Origin of the sequence: Streptomyces dysideae, from assembly GCF_001514305.1 — a bacterium.
GTDB classification, from domain to species: domain Bacteria; phylum Actinomycetota; class Actinomycetes; order Streptomycetales; family Streptomycetaceae; genus Streptomyces; species Streptomyces dysideae.
The window spans coordinates 26,896-47,380 of sequence record NZ_KQ949117.1 but is presented as its reverse complement, the minus strand read 5'-3'; the positions used below and the strand labels follow the sequence as shown (position 1 = coordinate 47,380).

Sequence of the window (20,485 nt, the reverse complement as noted above, 5' to 3'; positions counted from 1 at the left end):
CCTGCCCAGCCAGCAGGTGCCAGCGGAGCACCGTTTCACAGCCACTTTGACAATCCGTGCGTGCCCCGGCACCCAGGCCGACGTCGACTGCCACCTGGCACGTCGTCATCGCGATCAATGCCATCGATCCTCAGGAGTGGGCCATGTCCTCATCAAGAATGAATCGCCGTACGTTTCTCGGCGCCGCGGGTGCGGCAACCGCCGCGACCGCCCTGCCGATCATCCCCGGCTTCTCCGGCCTGCTGTCGCAGGCGGCCGCCGCGGACACACAGACCAACCTGAGCAAGATGGTCGACATGCGGTTCGGCATGTTCAACCACTTCAGCCTGGGCACGTTCACGAACCAGGAGTGGGCCGAACCCAACCAGAGCCCCACCCTCTTCGCTCCCCCGAGTGTCAACTGCGCGCAGTGGGCCGACGCGGCGGTTGCCGCGAAGATGAGTTACGGCATCCTGACCACCAAGCACCATGACGGCTTCGCCCTGTGGCCGAGCGCTTACGGCACCCAGAACGTCGCGAACAGCTCCTACAAGCAGGACGTGGTGAAGGCGTACTGCGACGCCTTCCGCGCGAAGGGGCTGAAGGTCGGGTTCTACTACTCGATCTGGGACCGCACCTTCGGCGTCGAGGCATGGGAGAGCCGACACAAGGTGACCGGGCTCGAAATCACCGATGCCATCCAGCCCGGCGACATGACCTTCATCCTCGGTCAGATCACCGAGCTGCTCACCAACTACGGCACCATCGACATGTTCATGACCGACGGTTACGCATGGCAGATGGGGCAGCAGTCCGTCTCCTACCAGAGGATCCGTTCGCTGGTGAAGCAGCTGCAGCCGGACTGCGTCATGATCGACATCGGCGGACTGACCGAGCCCTTCCTCAGCGACGCGATCTTCTTCGAGGAGCCGCTGGGCATCACGGCGCCGGCGGGCAACACCTACGCCGGAATGCAGGGACAGACCATCAGCAACGGCTGGTTCTGGCACCCCTCCACCCCGACCGAGGGCCTCATGAGCAAGGACGCGATCCTCTCGCACCTGGCCGACCTGGAACCCAAGTACACCTCGTTCATCCTCAACTGCCCGCCCAACCGCAACGGCCTGCTGGACACCAACATCGTCAACCGCCTCGCCGAGGTCGGCGCCGCATGGAGCCCCGACACCTCCCGGCCACCGCTGCCCACCCAGCTGCTGCGCGCAGAGCATCCCGTCACACCGGTCAGCGCGTACGCCACCGGCTTCCACACCGGCGAGGGACCGCTCCACGCCATCGACGGACTCAGCGACGTCCGCTACGAGACCTGCTGGTCGACCTGGGGCCTGTCGCTGCCGCAGTCCATCACCATCGACCTGGGCGGCGTGTGGAGCAACGTCTCCACCCTGGAGTACCTGCCCAAGCAGTGGAACCGCACCAACTCCACCGACGGTGACATCACCTCCTACACCATCCTGACCAGCACCGACGGGGTCAACTTCACCCAGGTCGCCACCGGCACCTGGGCCGGCAATCAGAAGACCAAGCTGGTGGAGTGGCCCAACCGGAACGTGGGCTTCGTACGGATCCAGGTCAACGCGGCCACCGGCGGCTACGCCAACATCGGCGGCGTGAGGATCGGCGGCCGGTCGGTCAAGCCGGCACTGGTGTCCACCACGCTGCCGGGTGACGGCACCGTCTACCGGCTGGTCGCCCGGCACAGCGGCAAGGCCGCCGACGTGGAAGGCGCGGGCACCGCCAACAACACCAACGTCCTTCAGTGGCCATGGCTCAACAAGGCGAACCAGAAGTGGACCTTCACCAAGACCGACGACGGCTACTACAAGATCAAGGGTGTGGGCAGCGGCAAGCTCCTGGAGGTCGCGGGACTCTCCCGCGCGGACGGGGGCAACGTCGGCATCTGGTCAGACGCCGGCGCCCCCCAGCAGCACTGGGCCGTCACACCCACCGGTGACGGGCACTACTTCCTCATCAACCGCTACAGCGGGCTCGCCCTCGCCGTCGACGAGGGCAGCACCGTCAACGGAGCCAACATCGAGCAACAGCCGTACGCGTCACAGACGCGGCAGCAATGGCAGATCATCCCGTCCTGATCTGCCCTCCGCCCCTCTCCTCCTCTACAGCCTGCTGTAGAGGAGGAGAGGCGACGGTCGTCTCCGTCCGTGGTCGACGCCGTTACGCCGGACGCGGTGCTCTACGGCCGCGGCATCGTCTCGTTGACGTCGATGGACCACCCCCGGGGCGCGTTCGTCGCCGAGAGTGATCAATCCTTCAAGCTGCGCTACGAGTTACGCCAGACCGTGCCGCGGCGCTCGTACTCCAATACGGTCTCGACCTGGTTGGCGAACTGCGCGCCGAGGAACCGCTCGACCAGCCAGACCGCGGCATCCAGGCCGGAGGTGATGCCACCGCACGTGACGAGGTCACCGTCATCGACCACGCGCGCGTTGACCACCTTCGCGCCCTGTGCGGCGAGTGCGGCCTTGGTGTCCGAGTGGGTGGTGGCCGGCCTGCCGCGCGTGAATCCGGCCGCCGACAAGGCCATCACGCCCGTGCAGACCCCGACCATGATCGCTTCGACGTCGGCGAGGCGCCGGATGAACGCCTTGTCCGCGAGCAGCCGGTGCATGCCCGATCCTGGCTGGTCGTGCCGCATGCCGCCGGGCACGATCAGCACATCGGCGTCCTGCGGTGACCAGCCGCGCGGTACCTCGATCCGCAGCCCCCTCGACGCGGTGACCATGGTCGGCTTGTTGGTCGACACAAGTGTCGTCCGGATGGCGCCGCCCATGGTGGCGGCGATGGACAGCACGTCGAAAGGCGCGATGGAATCCAGTTCCTCCACACCCTCGTAGAGCAGAATCTGGACACGCAACGGCGACGCCGCCGAGGCGAGGGGCGCGCCCGTCGCCACCAGCCCGGTCGACAACGCGGACGCCTGCAGGAAAGTACGGCGTTCCATGGACTACCTCCCAGTGAGAGTTCTCTCCTGACTGGTCCGCTCGGCCCCACCGGTAGTTCCCGGCGCTGCTGTGGACGGTTTACCGGCGTCGCGCCCCGGCCGCGACGGCATTGCGGACGATCCTGGGACGGCCACACCCTCGTAAACCGCGCCTGCATGCGCCTCATCGGCGTGGAGACGCCGGCTGATCTGCCACGTCACGCCCGCGATGTCGTCGGCGAACATACCGGCGAGCGTGGTGGTGGGCTCCGCGATCGGTTCTCCTCAGCCGAGCTCAGTCGAGTACTGCCTCCTGGGGCCCTACACTCACCATCGGTAACCAGCCACCGGTAAACAGTCGCCTTCACGTAACCAATGAGGGGATGTCACGCATGCCAGAGCTTCCGGCCTTCGACGTCATGACGGCGACCTGCCCGTCCCGCACCTCACTCGCTCGCGTCGCCAACAAGTGGACGGCTATGGTGGTCATCGCCCTCAGTGCCGACCGCATGCGCTTCCGCGACCTGCGTGCCACCGTCGACGGCATCAGCTCCAAGGTCCTCACCGAGACCCTCCGAGACCTGGAACGGGACGGAATCGTCATCCGGCACGTGTACGCCGAGGTACCGCCCAGAGTCGAATACGAGCTGACCGCACTGGGTCGCACCCTGCACGCCCCGATTCATGCATTGGGTAGTTGGGCCGAGGACCACATCTCCGAAGTACTCGCGGCCCGCGAGAGCTACGACGCCCGCCAGTGTCCGTGACCGGTCACCAGAGGTGAGCACTCGGCGTCAGGAGGACCTCGCCTCGGCACTGGATGTCCGCCGCGCTCACCGGCGAGCGGAACGTCGTGAAGGTGGACCCGACGGTGCGGGCGGCGCCCTGAACTCGCGCCCGGAGTCGAGGGATCCTGCCGTCGGTCGCCTGGTAACCCACGCCACAAGCCGTCCGGCACGGTACCGCAGTGCCGGACGGCTTCCGACTGGGAAGGATGCGGGCGGCCTACTGTCCCCAGAAGGCGTCCTCGGCCACCTGGTCGCCGGAGAACAGCCACATCTCGACGATCTTGCCGTCCTTGAGGCGCAGGACATCCACGCCGTCCATGCTCATGGAGGCGTCCTCGCGCCGCCCGGCGAAGTGGATCGAGGCGGCCACCATGTCGCCGTTGCCCATGAGGGCGTGGACCGCGTCGATGGCGAAGGAGCCCTGGCTGGCCTCCATCATCCCGCCGAGCATCGCGAAGACGGCGTCGCGCCCCTTGCGCTCACCGGAGAACCGGTTGGCGCCCGGCTGATGCCAGACGATCCCCTCGTCCAGAAGCTCCCCCACCTTGGGAAAGTCACCCGTCCGCACGGCCTGGAAGTACTCACTCGCGATGTCGACGTTCTTGCTGGTCATGACAACACTCCTTACGCCCCTGGCATAGAGGCAGTACGACTTACTGTTACGGGTTGGATGCGAGGCGCGACATACGCGACTCGGGATGGATCGACGACGCCCGGTCAGGTTTCGGCAGACCCGCTCTCAGGCATTGCCCCAGAACTCGTCCTCGCCCTGCTGGCCCGCCGAGAAGAGCCAGACCTCCGCGATGCGCTCGCCCTCGATCCGCAGCAGGTCGACGCCGTTCATCCCCATCTCCACGCCGTCCCGCACGGCCGAGAAGTGGACGGGTACCGCGACCAGCGAGCCGTTCGCCATGGGCTCCGTGGTCGGCTCCAGCGCGAACGTTCCTTCGGTGACCGTCATCATGCCGCCGAACATCTCGCCGATCGCGGCCGTGCCGCGATGCGAACCGGAGAAGCGGTTGTCGCCCGGCTGGTGCCACACGATGTCGTCGGCGAACAAGCCCGTGACGGTGGCGAAGTCCTTGTCGGAGACCGCGTCGGCGTACTGCCGGGCGATCCTGAGCGCGGTGGTGGACCGCATGGCCGGCCCCTCTCCTTCGGTGAGTTCGTCCTGCTGCACCTCCATAGTCACCATCGGTAACCAGTCACCTCAACGTAACCAATGGGATGACGTGACGCACGTCACACACCGCCTCGGTGTTGCCCGGAGGTTACGCGGCTCCGCCGTTCACGGCCCTGCTGTTAGCGGGATGCAAATACCCCTCTCGGACGGCGTTTTCCGGCCGCCGGGTGTCACGGTTGGCGCCTCCACCGGAACTCACCTCGTGAAAGCCGCTGCCGGCAGATGGCGGAACGCGAACCGCCGCGTCGGCCCACTGCGCGCAGTTGACGCTCGGGGGAGCGAAGAGGGTGGCGCTCTGGTTGGGTTCGGCCCACTCCTGGTTCGTGAACGTGCCCAGGCCGAAGTGGTTGAACATGCCGAACCGCATGTCGACCATCTTGCTCAGGTTGGTCTGTGTGTCCGCGGCGAACGCCTGCGACAGCAGGCCGGAGAAGCCGGGGACGATCGGCAGGGCGCTCGCGGCGCTCGCCGCACCCGCGCTCAGAAACGTACGGCGAGTCATTCTTCGTGAGGATATGGCCCACTCCTGTGGATCGATGGCATTGATTGCGGTGACGACGTCCCGGATAGCAGTCGACGGCCTGGGTGCCGGAGCACGCACGGATTGTCAAAGTGGCTGTGAGACGGTGCTCCGCTGGAACCTGCCGGCCGGGCCCCGACCGTGTCGATGTGCTGCAGCCCCTCCGGGGCCTGCGGGCCCCGGACCAGAACACCGAGCTGCGCGCCGGGCCCGGTGGCGGCCATCAGCGCGGTCGGCGTGACCAGCCCCAGCGCACACGGGCACGCCACCACCAGGACGGCCACGCACATGGTGACGGCGGCCTGCAGGTCGGCCCCGGCACCCAGCCAGAACCCGAGCGGTCACGGCGAACGTCAGCACCACCGGCACGAACACCCCCGCCGCCGCGTCCGCCAGCCGCTGCGCCCGCGCCATGCCCGCCTGCGCCTCGGTCACCAGCCGGGTGATGCGGGCAAGCTGTGTGTCCACACCGACCGCGGTAGCCCGTACGAGCAGCAGTCCGCCGGCGTTGACCGCCCCGCCGACCACGGCTGAACCCGGTCCGGCCTCGACCGGCTCGCTCTCCCCGTGACCAGGGAGAGGTCCACGGCGGAACTGCCCTCCGCCACCACGCCGTCGGTGGCGACGCGCTCACCGGGGCGGACGATGAAGACCTGACCGGCCCTCAACTCCTCGACAGGGACCAGCCGCTCGGCTCCGTCCTCTCGTACCGCCACTTCCTTCGCGGCGAGTTGGACCAGCGATCGCAGAGCCGCCCCGGTGCCGTTCCTGGCCCGAGCTTCCAGGAACCGCCCGGTGAGCACGAACAGCGGTACGACGACGGCCACTTCGAGGTAGACGTGCGCGATGCCGTCGGAGGCTTCGGGCGCCGGGCTGAACGGCAACGTCATGCCCAGCACGCCCGCACCGTCGAAGAGAAGCGCGTACACCGACCAGGCGCCGTCTTCCGTCGGTGGCACCCGCTTGGAAACCTTCCCCGGCCACATTCTGTCGGGCTGTGGAAGCGCCTCAGGCGATGTCGTGGACGTTGTGCTCGGTCAGGTCGGATGCGTGCCGGGCAATGGCACGGTAGTCGGCATCGTCGTGGAGGACGGCCAGGCCGTGGTGGGCCGCGGTGGCGGCGATGACGAGGTCCACCGCCGAGGCACTGCGATGCTCCCCGGCCTGGGCCATACGGTGTTGCACCGCGCTGGTCCAGCGCCCCGCGTTCTTCGGCACCGCCGCGTCGGGATAGAGGTCGGCGAACATCTCCGCGATCTCGTCGTACTCGCGTCCGCTCCGGGCGCTGCAGAGGAATTCGGCTCGCTGTACGTAGCAGGATGCGATGGACCCGGCGTCTATCGCGTCGTACCAGGCCGATTGCAGTTTTGGATCGCGGAGCAACCGGACCAGGCCGGACGTGTCGAGCAGGTAGATCACCGGCTGTCCTTCTCCGCCCGGTGCAGGCGCTCGGCGTCCTCGACGGCACCCCACTCACGCGCACGCTCAAAGTGTCGGCTGATGCGCGCCGCACGCTCCTGCTGCTCGGCGTAGAAGTGCAGAGCGAGATTGACCGCCTCCTTCTTGGTCCTGACCTTGGACAGCGCCATGGCACGCTCCAGGGCGTCGTCATCGATGTCGATCTGGGTCACAGACATGCCGCACCTCCTGCGCAATGTTGGTGATGTACATAGAAGCGTATGTCACCAACATTCGCAGGTCCACGCCTGAGTGTCGGATCCCGGCATGTGCAGTCGCGACGGACACTCCGGATCAGCCTGAGAGACGATGCGATCCGATCGGCGTAAGCGTCGCGCGCACGTATGACCCGGCTGCCGGTAGCGCCCGTGCGCACAGCGTGCCCGTAAGAGCGGACAACCACGGTCAACAGCGGTGCGATCCGACCCTCACGAGCACCCACGGAGAAGTAGCCGAGAACCTCAGAGCCATGGCGTGACCTGAGGCATCAGCGGCTTTTTGAACCTCAGCTCGACCGCATACGCCCAGGTGTTCGAATTTCGAGAAGAGGGCATCGGGTGTGTCGATGAGCACCTCGTCCAGCCGTGAACTGCTCGCCTCGATGCCCCGACGAGCGGTAGTAGACGTGCTCCCTGCTGATGCCAGGACGTGGCTTGAGGTTCCCCCGCTGCGCGGGAGTGGCTGACTAGGGGGTGTTTCGAAAGTCCCCCACAGCACCCACGGCGCCCGGCACGCTCCCCCACTGCCTCAAGGGCGTGGGAGGTGCCCCCACTCGCCGCACCGGGTACAAACCCAGGTACGTCCAGTACGAGGGCTTGTACCTGGCACGCCGAGAGCACGCACCGGACGCCGCTCCTTGACGGGCGAACGTTGCCTGCCGGGGCACTGGCAGGTCAGGGCGGGTTGACGTGGTTTCAGGTTCACTGGTTCGGCCGTTGCCCGGTCGGCGTGGTGCTTCTCTTCGAACTCGATGGGACTGAGGAGGAGCGGCATCGAGGCGCCGCGGACCCGGCTCCCGGCGTCAGGGCATTCTCCGGGCCCGGCCCACGCGCGGAGAGACCGCCCTCCCCCACCTACGTCCGTGGTCGGGGAAGGGCGGCCGGTCCGGTCAGTGGCTGCCGGTCAACTGGCCGGCGAGGCGCCCGTGCATGTCGGCGCTGGGCTTGTTCAGGCCGATGATGGTGACCTTCTTGCCGCGCTGGGCGTACTTGGTCTCCACCGCGTCCAGGGCGGCGACGGAGGAGGCGTCCCAGATGTGGGCGTCGGAGAGGTCTATGACGACGTCGTCCGGGTCGTCCTTGTAGTTGAACTGGTAGACGAGGTCGTTGGAGGAGGCGAAGAACAGCTCGCCGGTGACCGCGTAGACGACCTGGTTGCCGTCGGGGTCTACGACGCCGGAGACGTTGGCCAGGTGCGCAACACGCTTGGCGAAGATGACCATCGCGGTGATGCAGCCGACGACGACGCCGATGGCGAGGTTGTGGGTGGCGACCACACAGGCGACGGTGACGATCATGACGGTCATCTCGCCGATCGGCATCCGCTTGACGGTCTTGGGGGCGATGGAGTGCCAGTCGAAGGTCGCGAACGACACCATGATCATGACGGCGACCAGGGCGGCCATGGGAATGTCGGAGACGACCGGGCCGAAGACGATGCACAGCACCATCAGGAAGGAGCCCGCCAGGAAGGTGGAGAGCCGGGTGCGCGCGCCGGAAACCTTCACGTTGATCATCGTCTGGCCGATCATCGCGCAGCCGCCCATGCCGCCGAAGAAGCCGGTGACGATGTTGGCGACGCCCTGGCCGATCGACTCGCGGGTCTTGCCCGAGTGAGTATCGGTGATGTCGTCGACCAGCTTGGCCGTCATCAGCGACTCCATCAGACCGACCAGCGCCATCGCGAAGGCGTAGGGGGCGATGGTGGTCAGCGTGTCCATCGTGAAGGGCACGTCCGGCAGCCCCGGCACCGGCAGCGAGGAGGGCAGTGCACCCTTGTCACCCACGGTCGGCACCGCGATCGCGGCCGCCACGGTGATCACGGTCAGGACGATGATGGAGACCAGCGGGGCCGGGATCACCTTGGTGACCTTCGGGAAGAGCACCATCAGGGCGAGACCGCCGATGACCAGCGGGTAGACCATCCACGGCACGTCGTGCAGCTCCGGCACCTGCGCCATGAAGATCAGGATGGCGAGGGCGTTGACGAAGCCGACCATGACGCTGCGCGGCACGAACCGCATGAGCTTGGCCACACCGAGTGCGCCCAGGATCACCTGAAAGACGCCGGCGAGGATGACGGCCGCAATCAGGTAGCCGAGTCCGTGCTCCCGGTTGAGCGGGGCGATGACCAGGGCGATCGCGCCGGTCGCGGCGGAGATCATCGCCTTGCGGCCGCCGACGATCGAGATGACGACGGCCATGGTGAAGGACGCGAACAGGCCGACCGCCGGGTCGACCCCGGCGATGATGGAGAAGGAGATCGCCTCGGGGATCAGGGCCAGGGCGACCACGAGGCCGGCCAGCACCTCGGTACGGAAGACCTTCGGGGAGTCGAGCCAGTCAGGCTTGGACAGGCGGAACTTCGGGGCTGCGGACAGCGGTGAGGACATGCAACCGTTTCTGTTCAGGCAGAGCGCCACCAGCCGGTGGACGCGTCCACGTCGTACACGACTCCGCGCACGCAGGGAGCGGAATCCCTCGGCGGCCCGGCCACATCAGCGGGGCCCAGCCGATCTGTGTGACAGCCGTCCGGCTGCCGGTCGGGCATCATGGCCCGGAAGTCTTTGGATGCCATCGGGGCCCGGTCGAGGCCCGCGCCATGGCGTTCACTCTTGCCGTCACTCTCGACGGCGGCGGTGAACACGTAGAGACTCTACCCTGACGTGAGGGCAGAGTGCGACTTGTGGCTTGTGAAACACAGGTAAACCCCCGCCACGAACCTGTGATTCATCTCACTTAAGCCAGGTTGCTTTATGGATTCGAAAATCGAAGGAAACAACGAAGGGGATCATGGGGCGATGACGGATCAGCGGCAGATGCAGATCGGTGAGGTGGCCGAGCGGACCGGTTTGTCTCTGCGCACCATCCGGCACTACGAGGAAGTGGGCCTGGTGATCCCCTCGGCCCGCAGCAAGGGCGGCTTCCGGCTGTATACGGAGTCCGACGTCGAGCGCCTGATGGTGATCCGCCGGATGAAGCCGCTGGACTTCTCCCTGGAGGAGATGCGCGACTTGCTGGACATCACCGATCGCCTCGCCGCCACCGACGACCCGCCCGCCGGCGAGGAGCGCGAGCGCCTGCGGGAGCGGCTGGACTCCTACCGCAAGGTGGCCGACGCCCGCTGCGAGACCCTGCGGGCCCGCCTGGAGATGGCCGAGGACTTCGCCACCACGCTCCGCCGCCGCCTGCAGGCCGACGCCCGCTCGGGCGCCTGAGCCGCACCGGCGGTCATAGTACGAGAGGAGGGGCGCGGTCCATGGCGGTCCGCGCCCCTCGATGCCATCCGGCCGCGTGACGATCAGCCGCCTGCGGTTCCCGGCACCTCTTCGGTGACGCCGGTCAGCGGCGAGTCCGGGTGACTGCCGTACGGGCGGGTGATGACCTCCAGGCCGTGACCGGCCGGATCCAGGAAGTACACACCCCGCCCGCCGTCGTTGCGGTTGATCCGGCCCGGTACTGGCCGTGCGGGTCGGCCTGGACCAGAACCTCGGCCGCGGGCTGCTTCCGTTCGTGCCACGCTCAGCGGAGGCCGGTGGCGCTCTCAGCGCAGGCCGGCGGCCGGGTCGGAGGCGAGCCAGCCGCGGGCGCCCCAGAAGTCGACGGCCCGGCAGATCGTGCTCAGGCACCGCTGCGCGCGGTCGCCGCCGTCGCCCCAGTGCCCGAGGCTCCACTCGGCGAGCCGGTCGGCGGCGCCGTCCTCCTCCAGCACGGTCAGCCGGTTGTGAGAGCCGAGATGGGTGCCCAGCAGCAGCATCGCGGTGGCATCGGCCTGCCCGGAGGACTCGCTCATGAATGCGGCGATGGCCTGCCGGACGGTGGGCACCATGGACGGCGACGGCGCGGTGGCCTTCGGCCGGGCCTGCCGCGGGCCGGCAGGGGCGCGCGGCGGCGGTGAACTCTCCGCGGCCGCAGCCGGTTTGGCCGCGGCGGCGGGCGCGGGTTTCGGCGCGGGCGTGGGAGCAGGCGGGCCCGCCTGCGGCGCGGCAGCCACCGCCGGGCTCTGGGCGGCGCCGAGACAGGCGGCGACGTAGTCGCTGGGCACGGGGATGTTCTGGGAGATGGACGTTTCCAGCACCTCGGCGTCGCAGCTGCGGCACAGCGGGAGTTCGCGCCAGCCGATGATGGACAGCTGGGTGCCGCGCGAGTGCCGGGTCATGGCCTGCGGGCGGTGGACGATGTCCTGGCCGCCGCAGTTCGCACAGCGCACACCGCCGCGCATCCACTGCCTGGCGCAGCTCAGACAGGTGATCCGGATATCGCCGTCCACGGGTTCGCCGCGCAGGTCCTCGGCCTCCCCGCACGACGGACACGCCGCCATACCTGCCATGGTCGTCCGCCCTCCTCACCGCAGAGCCCTTGCCCACCGAAGTCTACCGTCACGTGAGAGTAGGTTTCGGGGTCGGGCTTTCCTCCGCCCGAGCACTTGGTGAAGGCGCCGCCGGACTCCGGCAACCGGATCGACGGTTCCCAGACGCAGGGCGAGGCCGTCCTCCTCGGCAAGTGGTCTCGCGTATGCGGGCGGACCCCGGCGGCGGAAACGCGCGGCGGGAAGCGCGATCGTGAGGAACGGGCACCTCCGCCGCCCCGGGGAACCGCAAGGCCATGGAGAGCCGCCAGTCGCCCCAGTGCAGCCTTCCGGCGGCGAGCGCACGAGCGAGGTCGACGCGGGCTCCGACTCGGCCGCCGTCGCTGAAGGTCACGGTCTGGAAGGCATCGAGATATCACACGCATCCTCGACCCACCGTCGACCGTCGAATATCTACTCGTGGGCGGCGATGAGGTGGTCCAGCCGTGCAGCGGGGAACTCCCGCTCGAAGGAACCCGCCTGCCAACGATCGGGGAAGAGAGCGAGCTGCGCCTTGTCCCGGATGCGGGTCAGAGCCTCGCCCTGGACGATCCGGGAGCGGTTGAGCGCCTCCGCGCCGGCCGCGTCGGTGGAGCGGGCCAGGCGGTAGGGCAGCATCTCCAGCTTCACGGCGGCGGAGAACTCCCCGGCCATCCGCGCGCTGACGACGTCGAACTGCATCGGCCCCACGGCCGCGAGCACCGGCGCCTGGTCCCCGCGCACGTCGGAGACCAGAACCTGGACCACACCCTCCTCGTCCAACTGCGCGATGCCGCGCCGGAACTGCTTGGAGCGGGAGAGGTCGACCGGGCGGGCCACGGCGAAGTGCTCGGGCGCGAACGTGGGCATCGCCGGGAACACCGCCGCCTGATCGGCGTAGAGGGTGTCGCCGACGCGCAGGGCGGTGGCGTTGACGAGGCCGACCACGTCGCCGGGGTAGGCGATGTCGACCATGGAGCGGTCCTGGCCGAAGACGCTGTGCGCGTACTTGGTGGCGAACGGCTTGCCGGAGGCGGCGCGGGTGACCGTCATGCCGCGCTCGAAGATGCCCGAGCAGACCCGCATGAAGGCGATCCGGTCGCGGTGGGCGGGGTCCATGTTGGCCTGCACCTTGAACACCAGCCCGGAGAACGGCGCGTCCACCGCCCGGGCGCCGCCGGCCTCCAGCTCGCGCGGCCCGGGCGGCGGGGCGAGGTCGACGATCGCGTCCAGCAGCAGCCGTACGCCGATGTTGGAGATCGCCGCGCCGAAGAACACCGGTGTGGTCCGGCCCGTCAGGAACGCCTCCTGGTCGTGCACGGCGCCATCGACCTGGAGCAGGTCCAGTTCCTCGACGGCCTTGCTCCAGTCGGCTTCGTCCTCCAGCGCGGCTCGCTGCGCGGGCACCAGCGCCTCTATGGCCTCGTGGGCGCCACCGGGGGTGCGGGTATAGCGCAGCATGCGCCCCGGCTCTCGTACGTCGATCAGTCCGCGCAGGTATCCGGCGTCGCCGACCGGCCAGACGAGAGGGGTGGGCTTGAGGCGGAATTCGCGCTCGATCTCGTCCAACAGCTCCAGGGCCTCACGGCCGGGCCGGTCCCACTTGTTGACGAACGTGATCACCGGGATGCCACGGTGCCGGCAGACGTCGAAGAGCTTGCGGGTCTGCTCCTCCAGACCCTTGGCCGCGTCGATGAGCATCACCGCGCAGTCCACCGCCGCCAGCACCCGGTAGGTGTCTTCGGAAAAGTCCGCGTGGCCGGGGGTGTCCAGCAGGTTCAGCACACATCCCCGGTGGGCGAACTGCAGCACCGCGGAGGTGACGGAAATCCCGCGGGTCTTCTCCATCTCCATCCAGTCCGAGGCCACCCCGCGCCGCCCGGCCTTGCCGTGCACCGCGCCCGCCTCGGTGATCGCCTGCGCATGCAGGGCGAGAGCCTCGGTCAGGGTGGACTTGCCCGCGTCCGGGTGGCTGATCACCGCGAACGTCCGCCGCCGGGCCGCCTCCGAGGCCGCCCAGTCACTGTTCGGGCTCATCGCACCGCCTCCGCGTCCGCCGCGGCCGTGGCGTCCACGAGCCGGGCCAGGTGGCCGTGCAGGGAGCGGGCGAAGTCCTCCGCCTGCCCCAGCTGCCGGCGCAGGTCCTCGCACCGCGCGTCGGCCTTCACCCAGTAGGTACGCAACCGTTCCACCAGTTCCTCGTGCGCTTGCTCGTCGTTCTCCGGCAACGGCCCGCCGTCGTCGGGAAGTTGTTCCAGTACGTCCAGCAGGGCGCGGATGTCGTCGAGGCAGAAGCCCAGCGGCCGCATCCGCCGCACCAGCGCCAGCCGGCGCACCTCGGCCTCGGTGTAGAGGCGGAAGCCGCCCATGCTGCGCTCGCTGGGGGCGACCACGCCGACGTCCTCGTAATGGCGGATCGTCCGCAGCGACAGCCCGGTGCGCTCGGACACCTCGCCGATCTGCATCAGCTTCTCGCCCATGGCTCCACCGCCTCGCCTCAACATGCCGGCACCCTTGCCGGACTACAAACCTACCCTCTCGTTAGGTTAGGTTTGCAGGCGAGTGGAACCGAGGGCAGCCGCGGACAGCCTGCTGCCGTCGTCGTCTCGGCAGCGTCGCCCCAACTCCCCCTCGGGGTGGCGCTGCCGTCCACCCACTCGCACCCGGCCACGGGCCACCGGCCCGATGCCGCGGATGCGGCTGCCCCGGCCTGAACCCCGTCAGTCGGTCCGTCGCGCCCGCGCCCGACGCCTGCCTTGGGGCTCGGTAAAGCAGTTGCCCACCCAGGCCCCCACCCCCGCATGATCGTCGGGACCCGACCGCCCCTCACCTTTCAGGGAGACCGCGTTGACCACCGACCGCTTCCCGGACATCGCCCGCGCCGGTACCGCCGTGATCGGCACACGGTATGTCGGAGGGCCCGACCGGCAGCAAGCTGTCGTCGATGCCGAGGTGCATGCGCTGGACGGCACCTCCCCGCCACGCGGTCTGTCTGCCGTGAGCTGGTTCGCGAGCACAGACGGCGAGACCGTGCTGTCGCTCGCACAGTGGGAGAGCGCCGTGGCGCACGACGCGTTTCTACGGGGCGGCGGCTACGCCGCACCCTTGGCCGGCCCGCCCCGCTACCGGCTGTACCGCAGCATGGCCGAGGAGGCCGAGACCCGCGTCCCCGGTTGCCTGATCACGGCCGCCTTCGATGTCGACGGACCTGAGCGGCAGCGTTCCTTCACCGACGCGGTGATCGCTGCCCAGCCGAAGGAAGGCGGGCACCCCGGCGCGATCTCGGCCCACTTCCTGCGCAGCGCCGACGGCAGCCGTGTCCTGCTGTACACGGAGTGGGCCAGCGTCGAGGCGCACCAAGAGGCCGCCGAGTCCGGTGACCACGACAAGGGGCACGAAATCTTCTCCAGTACGCCCGGCGTACGACCCACCGGCGGCGGGCGCTACCGCCTCCACCGCTCCCTGTCCCTCCCCTAGCCGTGACCGAGGCGCACGTGCGTCGCACCGCGCCTCGCCGCCACCCTGCAGGCAGTGGATCATCCCGGCAGATTCTCCGGTTAACGTGAGGGTATGAGCCATCCGCACCCAGAACTCAAAGCCGCCCCGCCACTGCCTGACGGAGGACTCAGGGTCACCGCTCTGGGCGGCCTGGGCGAAATCGGTCGCAACATGACCGTCTTCGAACATGCAGGCAAGCTGCTGATCGTGGACTGCGGTGTGCTGTTCCCGGAGGAGAACCAGCCCGGCGTGGACGTGATCCTGCCCGACTTCACCTCGATCCGGGACCGCCTCGACGACATCGTCGCCGTCGTCCTCACCCACGGCCACGAAGACCACATCGGCGGTGTGCCCTATCTGCTGCGAGAGCGGGCGGACATCCCCGTCGTCGGCTCGAAGCTCACCCTCGCCTTCCTCGAGGCCAAGCTCAAGGAGCACGGGATCAAGCCCCGCTCGGTGCGTGTGCGCGAGGGCGAGCGGCGTGGCTTCGGTCCCTTCGACTGCGAGTTCGTGGCCGTCAACCACTCCATCCCGGACGGCCTCGCGGTGGCCCTGCGTACCGGGGCCGGCCTGGTGCTGCACACCGGTGACTTCAAGATGGACCAGTTCCCCCTGGACGACCGGATCACCGACCTGCGCGCCTTCGCCCGCCTCGGCGAGGAGGGCGTGGACCTGTTCCTCACCGACTCCACCAACGCCGAGGTCCCCGGCTTCACCACCTCCGAACGCGAACTGAACCCCGCGATCGAGCAGGTGATGCGCACCGCACCCCGCCGGGTCATCGTCTCCAGCTTCGCCAGTCATGTGCACCGCATCCAGCAGGTCCTGGACGCCGCCCACCAGCACGGCCGCAAGGTGGCCTTCGTGGGCCGCTCGATGGTCCGCAACATGGGCATCGCCCGCGACCTGGGCTACCTCAGGGTCCCGCCCGGCCTGGTCGTGAACGCCAAGGAACTGGAGAAGCTGCCGGACCGCCAGGTCACGCTGGTGTGCACGGGCTCCCAGGGTGAGCCGATGGCGGCGCTGTCGCGGATGGCCAACCGCGACCATGCGATCCGTATCGGCAAGGGCGACACCGTCCTGCTCGCCAGCTCCCTCATCCCCGGCAACGAGAACGCCATCTACCGGGTGATCAACGGCCTGACCCGGTGGGGCGCCAACGTCGTCCACAAGGGCAACGCCAAGGTGCACGTCTCCGGCCACGCCAGCGCCGGGGAACTCGTCTACTGCTACAACATCGTCCAACCCCGCAACGTCATGCCCGTCCACGGCGAGTGGCGCCACCTGCGGGCCAACGCCGACCTCGCCATCCGTACCGGCGTCGACCCCGACCGGGTCGTCATCGCCGAGGACGGTGTCGTCGTCGACCTCGTCGACGGCCGCGCCTCCATCACCGGCAAGGTGCCCGCGGGCAACGTCTACGTGGAGGGCATGGAAGTCGGCGGCGCCACGGAGGCGTCCCTCAAGGACCGCGTCACCCTCGCCGAGGAGGGCGTCGTCACGGTCGTGGCCATCGTCGACGCCGACACCGGCGCCCTCGCCGAGGCCCCCGACTTCCTGGCCCGCGGCTTCGTCCACGACGCGAGCACCTTCGAGCCGGTCGTCCCGGTCATCGAGAAGACGCTGGCCAACGCCGCCCAGGAAGGCGTCGGCGACGCCCGCCAGCTCGAACAGCTCATCGCCCGTGCCGTGGCCAACTGGGCCTTCCGCACCCACCGCCGCAGGCCGCTGATCATCCCCGTCATCATCGACGCCTGATGGGAGCTACGGAGCCGGGGAATGCGAGGCGTTCGACGCCGTCCCCGACGCGATCGCACTGACCGCCGACTGACGCCGCGCACGTTCGCACTCACAACGGCGCCCACAAGGGGCTCCCGGATCCAGGCACGCCCATCTACGTCGAAGCGATCGGCCACCCACCAGTCCGCCATATCTCGACGGCGTGCCCCAAGCGATCCGTTGCTGCGTTCTGCGAGTACCCCGAGATTGGGCACGCAGAGGGCACGCGCGCCTTGAGGGGGTGCCCCAATCACATCGCAGCGTGGCGCTGACCTGCACTTTCACGTGGATGAGCCGGAGGCGAGCCCTCAGCCCGCTGTTCCTGGGCCATGGCGGATGCCTGTCCTGCACGTGCTTGGTCGTGGGCGGTGCACAAGCCCCTTGTGGGAGCGGGCACTTGACCGCCGAGGGTCCTGCGTCAGAGCGGGAGGTCGTCGGGGAGTACCCGGAACGCCTTGTAGCGGCCCAACGGGCGTACGGCCCGGAAGTCGCGTCGGTCGAGGGTGAGAATCGCGTCCGTGTCGTAGTCGGCGGCAAGCGCCACGTTCACCGCGTCGGCAAGGTCTAGGTCCAGCGCGCGGTAGCGGACACGGACAGACTGGGCGGCACCCAGGTGGTCCTCCGTGATCTCCGGCATGACGACACGACCCCGGCTCATCCAGCGCCGCAGGTCGTCGACCGCGCTGAGGGCGGCCTCCCTGCCGAGCTCACGCGTCGCCACGTGATCCAGTTCGGCCAACAGGAGCGGAGACATGATCAGCAGGCCTGCCGCCATGATCGCCTCGTTCGCCGCCCGGTGTTCCGGATGGGCCGAGTCCAGGGCTGCCAGAAGGCCGGACGTATCGGCGATGACAATGATCACGCGGCGGATCCGGATCCTGGGCCGTTCTCGCGCCGGACGGCCTCGGCGACCGTGTCCCGTACCTCCGACTTGGACAGCGTGCGCCCCGGCCCCTCGAAGGTGCGGGAGAACAGCGGCTCGTCCCAGACCCGGTTCGCCATGGCTGCAAGGTGGATGCCCTGGCGGATGATCTCGGCCTCGCTTATACCTCGGCGCTTGGCGGCCTCCTTGATGATGGCCAGGTCCTCGGGGTCGGCGTAGACGTTGGTGCGCTTCATGGACATGTACCAAGAGTAGTCCATGTACCGGAATGATGTATCCGCGGAGAGGGGTACGTCATGGGGTTCGGTTTCCGTGTCGGTGTGCCTGGGATGAGCGTGCGGGTCTCCACTCGTGGAGTGCGCACCTCGATCGGGCCACGTGCGGCGAGGCTCAGCGTGGGCAGTGGCGGCGCCAGGATGTCGACCGGACTCGGCCCCTTCTGGCCCTCTGTGTGATGGCGTCGAACTCTCGGTGAACTTCGTGGTTGAAGGGCTCGGCGTGTCGTCGACAACGATGACCACCGTGCCCGTATGCCGACCGGAGTTGCCCGGTTCGGTCATGGCAGGGCGGCTCGGCTCCGGCCGGGTCTCACAGTTCGCACGAGCCGCTGTCGATGCGAAGGTGCCGGCCCCTGGCCCAGCGGCACAGCCGGACGCCGACGACGATGCCGACGATCGTGACCAGTGCGGGCAGGTAACCGCTGGAGACCTGGATGATCGGGATCGCCGGGCAGCCACCGGAGATCGCCCATCCCGTGCCGAACAGTACTGCGCCGGGGATCACTCCGGCGTGGATGCGCCCCGGGGTGCGACGGACCCGCAGCAGAGCGAAAACGCACACGATGATCACGATTGCTCCGGCGAACGACAGGAGCATCCGCGGGTCCTGGAAGGTGAACATGCGGTTCAGTTCGGCGTAGTCACCGAAGCCGATGCTGGTGACGGTGAAGCCGAGCGCCAACCCGGTGACGATGTTGGCCAGCAGGATTCCGCCCCGGGTACGCATCAGATCACCTTCCACAGGAGGAACGACACCGCGACGGCGGCACCGAAGAACGTCGCCGTCGCCACGATGCTGACCGGGTCGAGCCGACCACAGCCGTTGAGCCCGTGGCCGGAGCTGCAACCACCGGCCAGTCGGGCACCGAAGCCGACCAGCACGCCTCCCGCGAACAGCAGGACGACCATGCCGACCGGGTTGGCCGTGACCAGGTTCCGGAAACCCGGTCCCATGTCGAGGCGGAGGTGGAACCGCCCGGAGGCGAGGGAGGCGATCAACCCGCCGAGGAAAATCGATATCAGCAGGGCAGCCTGGGTGACCAACGGGGCTGGGCGCTGACGCGTGACCGCCGGGTCCTCAGCCGCCGACGGTTCGTCGGGCGGGCCCGACGACGGCTCCACATGCGACTGATGCGGTGGGGCCGGTTCGGCCGCGAGGGTGGCGAAATGGTCAGCGCCGGCCTTGACGAGCGCGGCGGTGAGAGCGTGTTCGTCGGCGAACTCCTCCTCCGTCCGCTCGAGTTCGCGTTCGCGGCGCCAGTGCAGCACACGGTCCCACGCGCCCGAGACGCCGAAGGACCGATCGGTGGCGAGGGTGTAGCCGACGGTCAGCGCGGCCAGCCCGACGGCCCCCGCCCACCAGGGCCAGTAGGTACTCATGCGGAGCCTCTCATCCACGTGACGAACCGGCTCCAGCCGCCCCCGGAGCCGGACTCCCGTGAGCCGGGCCGGTCGATGGGGTCGGGTGACTGCGGAACGGAGGTGGCGGGGGTGGACGGATCCGAGGGGGACGTGGCGGTACCCGTGAAGTCGATGTAGCGCGCCGTTCTTCCGTTGGGCAGCAGGCTGATCGGCACGCGCTCACCGGTGAGCGACATCCGGTAGCGCGCACAGTCACGCCACTCGTGTTCGCTGTCGCAGTAGTAGTCGCGCCAGCCCCGCAGACTCGACCTGAGGTAGGGGAAAAGGGGACACCTGGCCGCGTGTAAGCAACTCACGCATTCTCCTTTCCGACGTGAACCGCCCATACGCGGGGTAGCTGTCGTCGGTTCTAGCTGTTCGTGCCTGTCGCACAGTCACCGAGCCTGCGAAGTCAAGCACTGCCCAACCGGCAGGTGCAACGGGCACCCGGCGTCACGCAAGAGACTCGTGTCGGACGGTTCGGGCGAGGATTCCGAGCGTGGCACGCAATGCACGGACACGCGGCTGTGGTCGGGGCAGTTGGGCGTCGCCGTCGCCATCCGTCGTCTCCCGGACATCCACGACCACGCCTGTGGCGCGGATGCCACTCGACGCAGTTTGTGGACTCGCCTCATCTCGTGTCCCATGCATACAGTGAGGCTCGGTACCTTGCCCTGCACGGTCAACTGTGCGGCATCGTCGGAGCCGTCGCCGGTCTGCCTGGCCAGGTCGTGCAGTGCGCACCCGTCACCAGATGCGGTGCGGGCACGTATCGGGGTGGATGAACTCGCCCTGGGCGTGGGCGGGACCGCCGACCGCGCCCATGCCGCAAAGCACCGGAAGGCCGCGGGCGGCGACGAAGTCGGCGTCCGGCCGACGGCGGCGTCGGGCAGGTCGTCGCTCGCCAGTTGAGGAAGGACACACGTTCCGGCAGGACAAGGCTGATCGTTTCCTCCTGGAACGAGGCGTCACCGAAAAGCCTGCCGAGGAATTCGGCCATTCAGAACGGGTGTACTGAAGCATCACGAGCCGGCAGAGCGCCGCCGACTCTGTCCCGTCCACTGCCAACCCTGATGTCCCGCGTGCGTCAGCACACCGTGTGCTGTTTCTGGACCGACGGCCCTATGAGGTGACCGCTCCGGCACTGAGCGCCGGCCCAGCTGTGATCAAGCACTCGGACCGGGAGACAGGCCGGGCCCGCCTCCCCTCGGGGA

General features: G+C 68.5%; 19 protein-coding genes and 4 pseudogenes. 5 read left to right on the top strand and 18 right to left on the bottom strand.

Annotation, left to right across the window (positions count from 1 at the left end; genetic code table 11):
* Nucleotides 1-143 precede the first annotated feature (143 nt).
* A complete protein-coding gene (locus AQJ91_RS41520) occupies nt 144-2,090 on the top strand; it encodes an RICIN domain-containing protein (protein ID WP_079085591.1) in 1,947 nt (648 codons plus the stop codon).
* Between the two features lie 188 nt (nt 2,091-2,278).
* Here AQJ91_RS41520 and AQJ91_RS41515 read toward each other — a convergent pair whose 3' ends face one another.
* The gene (locus AQJ91_RS41515) at nt 2,279-2,959 is read right to left on the bottom strand and encodes a DJ-1/PfpI family protein (protein WP_067033151.1); all 681 of its coding nucleotides are present in this window, start codon (nt 2,957-2,959) and stop codon (nt 2,279-2,281) included.
* 371 nt (nt 2,960-3,330) lie between these two features.
* Here AQJ91_RS41515 and AQJ91_RS41510 point away from each other — a divergent pair, with 371 nt between their 5' ends.
* Nucleotides 3,331-3,705 carry a winged helix-turn-helix transcriptional regulator gene (locus AQJ91_RS41510; protein WP_067033149.1) on the top strand — a complete coding sequence of 125 codons (375 nt, stop codon included), beginning with the start codon at nt 3,331-3,333 and terminating at the stop codon, nt 3,703-3,705.
* Nucleotides 3,706-3,943: 238 nt separating this feature from the next.
* Here the strand turns inward: AQJ91_RS41510 and AQJ91_RS41505 are convergent, their stop codons facing one another.
* The 7 genes and pseudogenes from AQJ91_RS41505 to AQJ91_RS41475 all read right to left on the bottom strand — a co-directional run bounded on the left by AQJ91_RS41505 (nt 3,944) and on the right by AQJ91_RS41475 (nt 9,498).
* Nucleotides 3,944-4,339 (bottom strand): nuclear transport factor 2 family protein, encoded by a 396-nt coding sequence (locus AQJ91_RS41505; RefSeq protein ID WP_067033147.1) that lies wholly within the window; start codon nt 4,337-4,339, stop codon nt 3,944-3,946.
* A gap of 126 nt (nt 4,340-4,465) precedes the next feature.
* On the bottom strand, nt 4,466-4,921 hold the full coding sequence (locus AQJ91_RS41500; protein ID WP_199848159.1) for a nuclear transport factor 2 family protein: 456 nt from the start codon (nt 4,919-4,921) through the stop codon (nt 4,466-4,468).
* Nucleotides 4,922-5,123: 202 nt separating this feature from the next.
* Nucleotides 5,124-5,411, bottom strand: a pseudogene (locus tag AQJ91_RS54885) (alpha-L-fucosidase); the annotation flags it as partial.
* 155 nt (nt 5,412-5,566) lie between these two features.
* Nucleotides 5,567-6,367: pseudogene (locus AQJ91_RS41490) on the bottom strand (HAD-IC family P-type ATPase); the annotation flags it as partial.
* 70 nt (nt 6,368-6,437) lie between these two features.
* Nucleotides 6,438-6,848: a PIN domain-containing protein gene (locus tag AQJ91_RS41485; protein WP_067033142.1), complete on the bottom strand. Its 411-nt coding sequence runs from the start codon at nt 6,846-6,848 to the stop codon at nt 6,438-6,440.
* Nucleotides 6,845-7,066, bottom strand: coding sequence for a type II toxin-antitoxin system VapB family antitoxin (locus tag AQJ91_RS41480; RefSeq protein ID WP_067033141.1), 222 nt, complete (start codon nt 7,064-7,066; stop codon nt 6,845-6,847). Before AQJ91_RS41480 ends, AQJ91_RS41485 begins: the two co-directional genes overlap by 4 nt.
* A gap of 929 nt (nt 7,067-7,995) precedes the next feature.
* Nucleotides 7,996-9,498: a SulP family inorganic anion transporter gene (locus AQJ91_RS41475; RefSeq protein ID WP_067033139.1), complete on the bottom strand. Its 1,503-nt coding sequence runs from the start codon at nt 9,496-9,498 to the stop codon at nt 7,996-7,998.
* 408 nt (nt 9,499-9,906) lie between these two features.
* Here AQJ91_RS41475 and AQJ91_RS41470 point away from each other — a divergent pair, with 408 nt between their 5' ends.
* Complete coding sequence (locus AQJ91_RS41470) at nt 9,907-10,323, top strand: MerR family transcriptional regulator (protein WP_067033138.1); 417 nt, start codon at nt 9,907-9,909, stop codon at nt 10,321-10,323.
* Between the two features lie 83 nt (nt 10,324-10,406).
* On the opposite strand, the pseudogene AQJ91_RS41465 reads toward AQJ91_RS41470, so the two are convergent.
* From AQJ91_RS41465 to AQJ91_RS41450, 4 genes and pseudogenes are all read right to left on the bottom strand, one after another.
* Nucleotides 10,407-10,603 (bottom strand): annotated as a pseudogene (locus tag AQJ91_RS41465) (VOC family protein); the annotation flags it as partial.
* A gap of 46 nt (nt 10,604-10,649) precedes the next feature.
* Nucleotides 10,650-11,435, bottom strand: a complete 786-nt coding sequence (locus tag AQJ91_RS54880; protein WP_199848158.1) for a hypothetical protein — start codon at nt 11,433-11,435, stop codon at nt 10,650-10,652.
* A 432-nt stretch (nt 11,436-11,867) separates the two neighbouring features.
* Nucleotides 11,868-13,469 carry a peptide chain release factor 3 gene (locus AQJ91_RS41455; RefSeq protein WP_067033134.1) on the bottom strand — a complete coding sequence of 534 codons (1,602 nt, stop codon included), beginning with the start codon at nt 13,467-13,469 and terminating at the stop codon, nt 11,868-11,870.
* Nucleotides 13,466-13,912 (bottom strand): MerR family transcriptional regulator, encoded by a 447-nt coding sequence (locus AQJ91_RS41450; RefSeq protein WP_067033132.1) that lies wholly within the window; start codon nt 13,910-13,912, stop codon nt 13,466-13,468. The genes AQJ91_RS41455 and AQJ91_RS41450 overlap by 4 nt, the downstream gene beginning before the upstream one ends.
* Before the next feature lie 367 nt (nt 13,913-14,279).
* On the opposite strand from AQJ91_RS41450, the gene AQJ91_RS41445 reads away from it, so the two are divergent.
* Entirely contained in the window at nt 14,280-14,909 is a 630-nt protein-coding gene (locus AQJ91_RS41445) for an antibiotic biosynthesis monooxygenase family protein (RefSeq protein ID WP_067033130.1), read from the top strand.
* Between the two features lie 93 nt (nt 14,910-15,002).
* Complete coding sequence (locus tag AQJ91_RS41440) at nt 15,003-16,688, top strand: ribonuclease J (protein ID WP_067033128.1); 1,686 nt, start codon at nt 15,003-15,005, stop codon at nt 16,686-16,688.
* 439 nt (nt 16,689-17,127) lie between these two features.
* Here AQJ91_RS41440 and AQJ91_RS41435 read toward each other — a convergent pair whose 3' ends face one another.
* The 6 genes and pseudogenes from AQJ91_RS41435 to AQJ91_RS56785 form a co-directional block, all read right to left on the bottom strand.
* Nucleotides 17,128-17,571 (bottom strand): PIN domain-containing protein, encoded by a 444-nt coding sequence (locus AQJ91_RS41435; RefSeq protein WP_059413910.1) that lies wholly within the window; start codon nt 17,569-17,571, stop codon nt 17,128-17,130.
* On the bottom strand, nt 17,568-17,834 hold the full coding sequence (locus tag AQJ91_RS41430) for a ribbon-helix-helix domain-containing protein (RefSeq protein ID WP_067033238.1): 267 nt from the start codon (nt 17,832-17,834) through the stop codon (nt 17,568-17,570). The genes AQJ91_RS41435 and AQJ91_RS41430 overlap by 4 nt, the downstream gene beginning before the upstream one ends.
* A gap of 346 nt (nt 17,835-18,180) precedes the next feature.
* Nucleotides 18,181-18,597: a YeeE/YedE thiosulfate transporter family protein gene (locus AQJ91_RS41425; RefSeq protein ID WP_067033126.1), complete on the bottom strand. Its 417-nt coding sequence runs from the start codon at nt 18,595-18,597 to the stop codon at nt 18,181-18,183.
* Entirely contained in the window at nt 18,597-19,250 is a 654-nt protein-coding gene (locus AQJ91_RS41420) for a YeeE/YedE family protein (protein WP_067033125.1), read from the bottom strand. Before AQJ91_RS41420 ends, AQJ91_RS41425 begins: the two co-directional genes overlap by 1 nt.
* Nucleotides 19,247-19,588, bottom strand: a complete 342-nt coding sequence (locus tag AQJ91_RS54115) for a hypothetical protein (protein ID WP_159054777.1) — start codon at nt 19,586-19,588, stop codon at nt 19,247-19,249. Before AQJ91_RS54115 ends, AQJ91_RS41420 begins: the two co-directional genes overlap by 4 nt.
* A gap of 430 nt (nt 19,589-20,018) precedes the next feature.
* Nucleotides 20,019-20,141 (bottom strand): annotated as a pseudogene (locus AQJ91_RS56785) (M20 family peptidase); the annotation flags it as partial.
* Between the last annotated feature and the right edge of the window lie 344 nt (nt 20,142-20,485).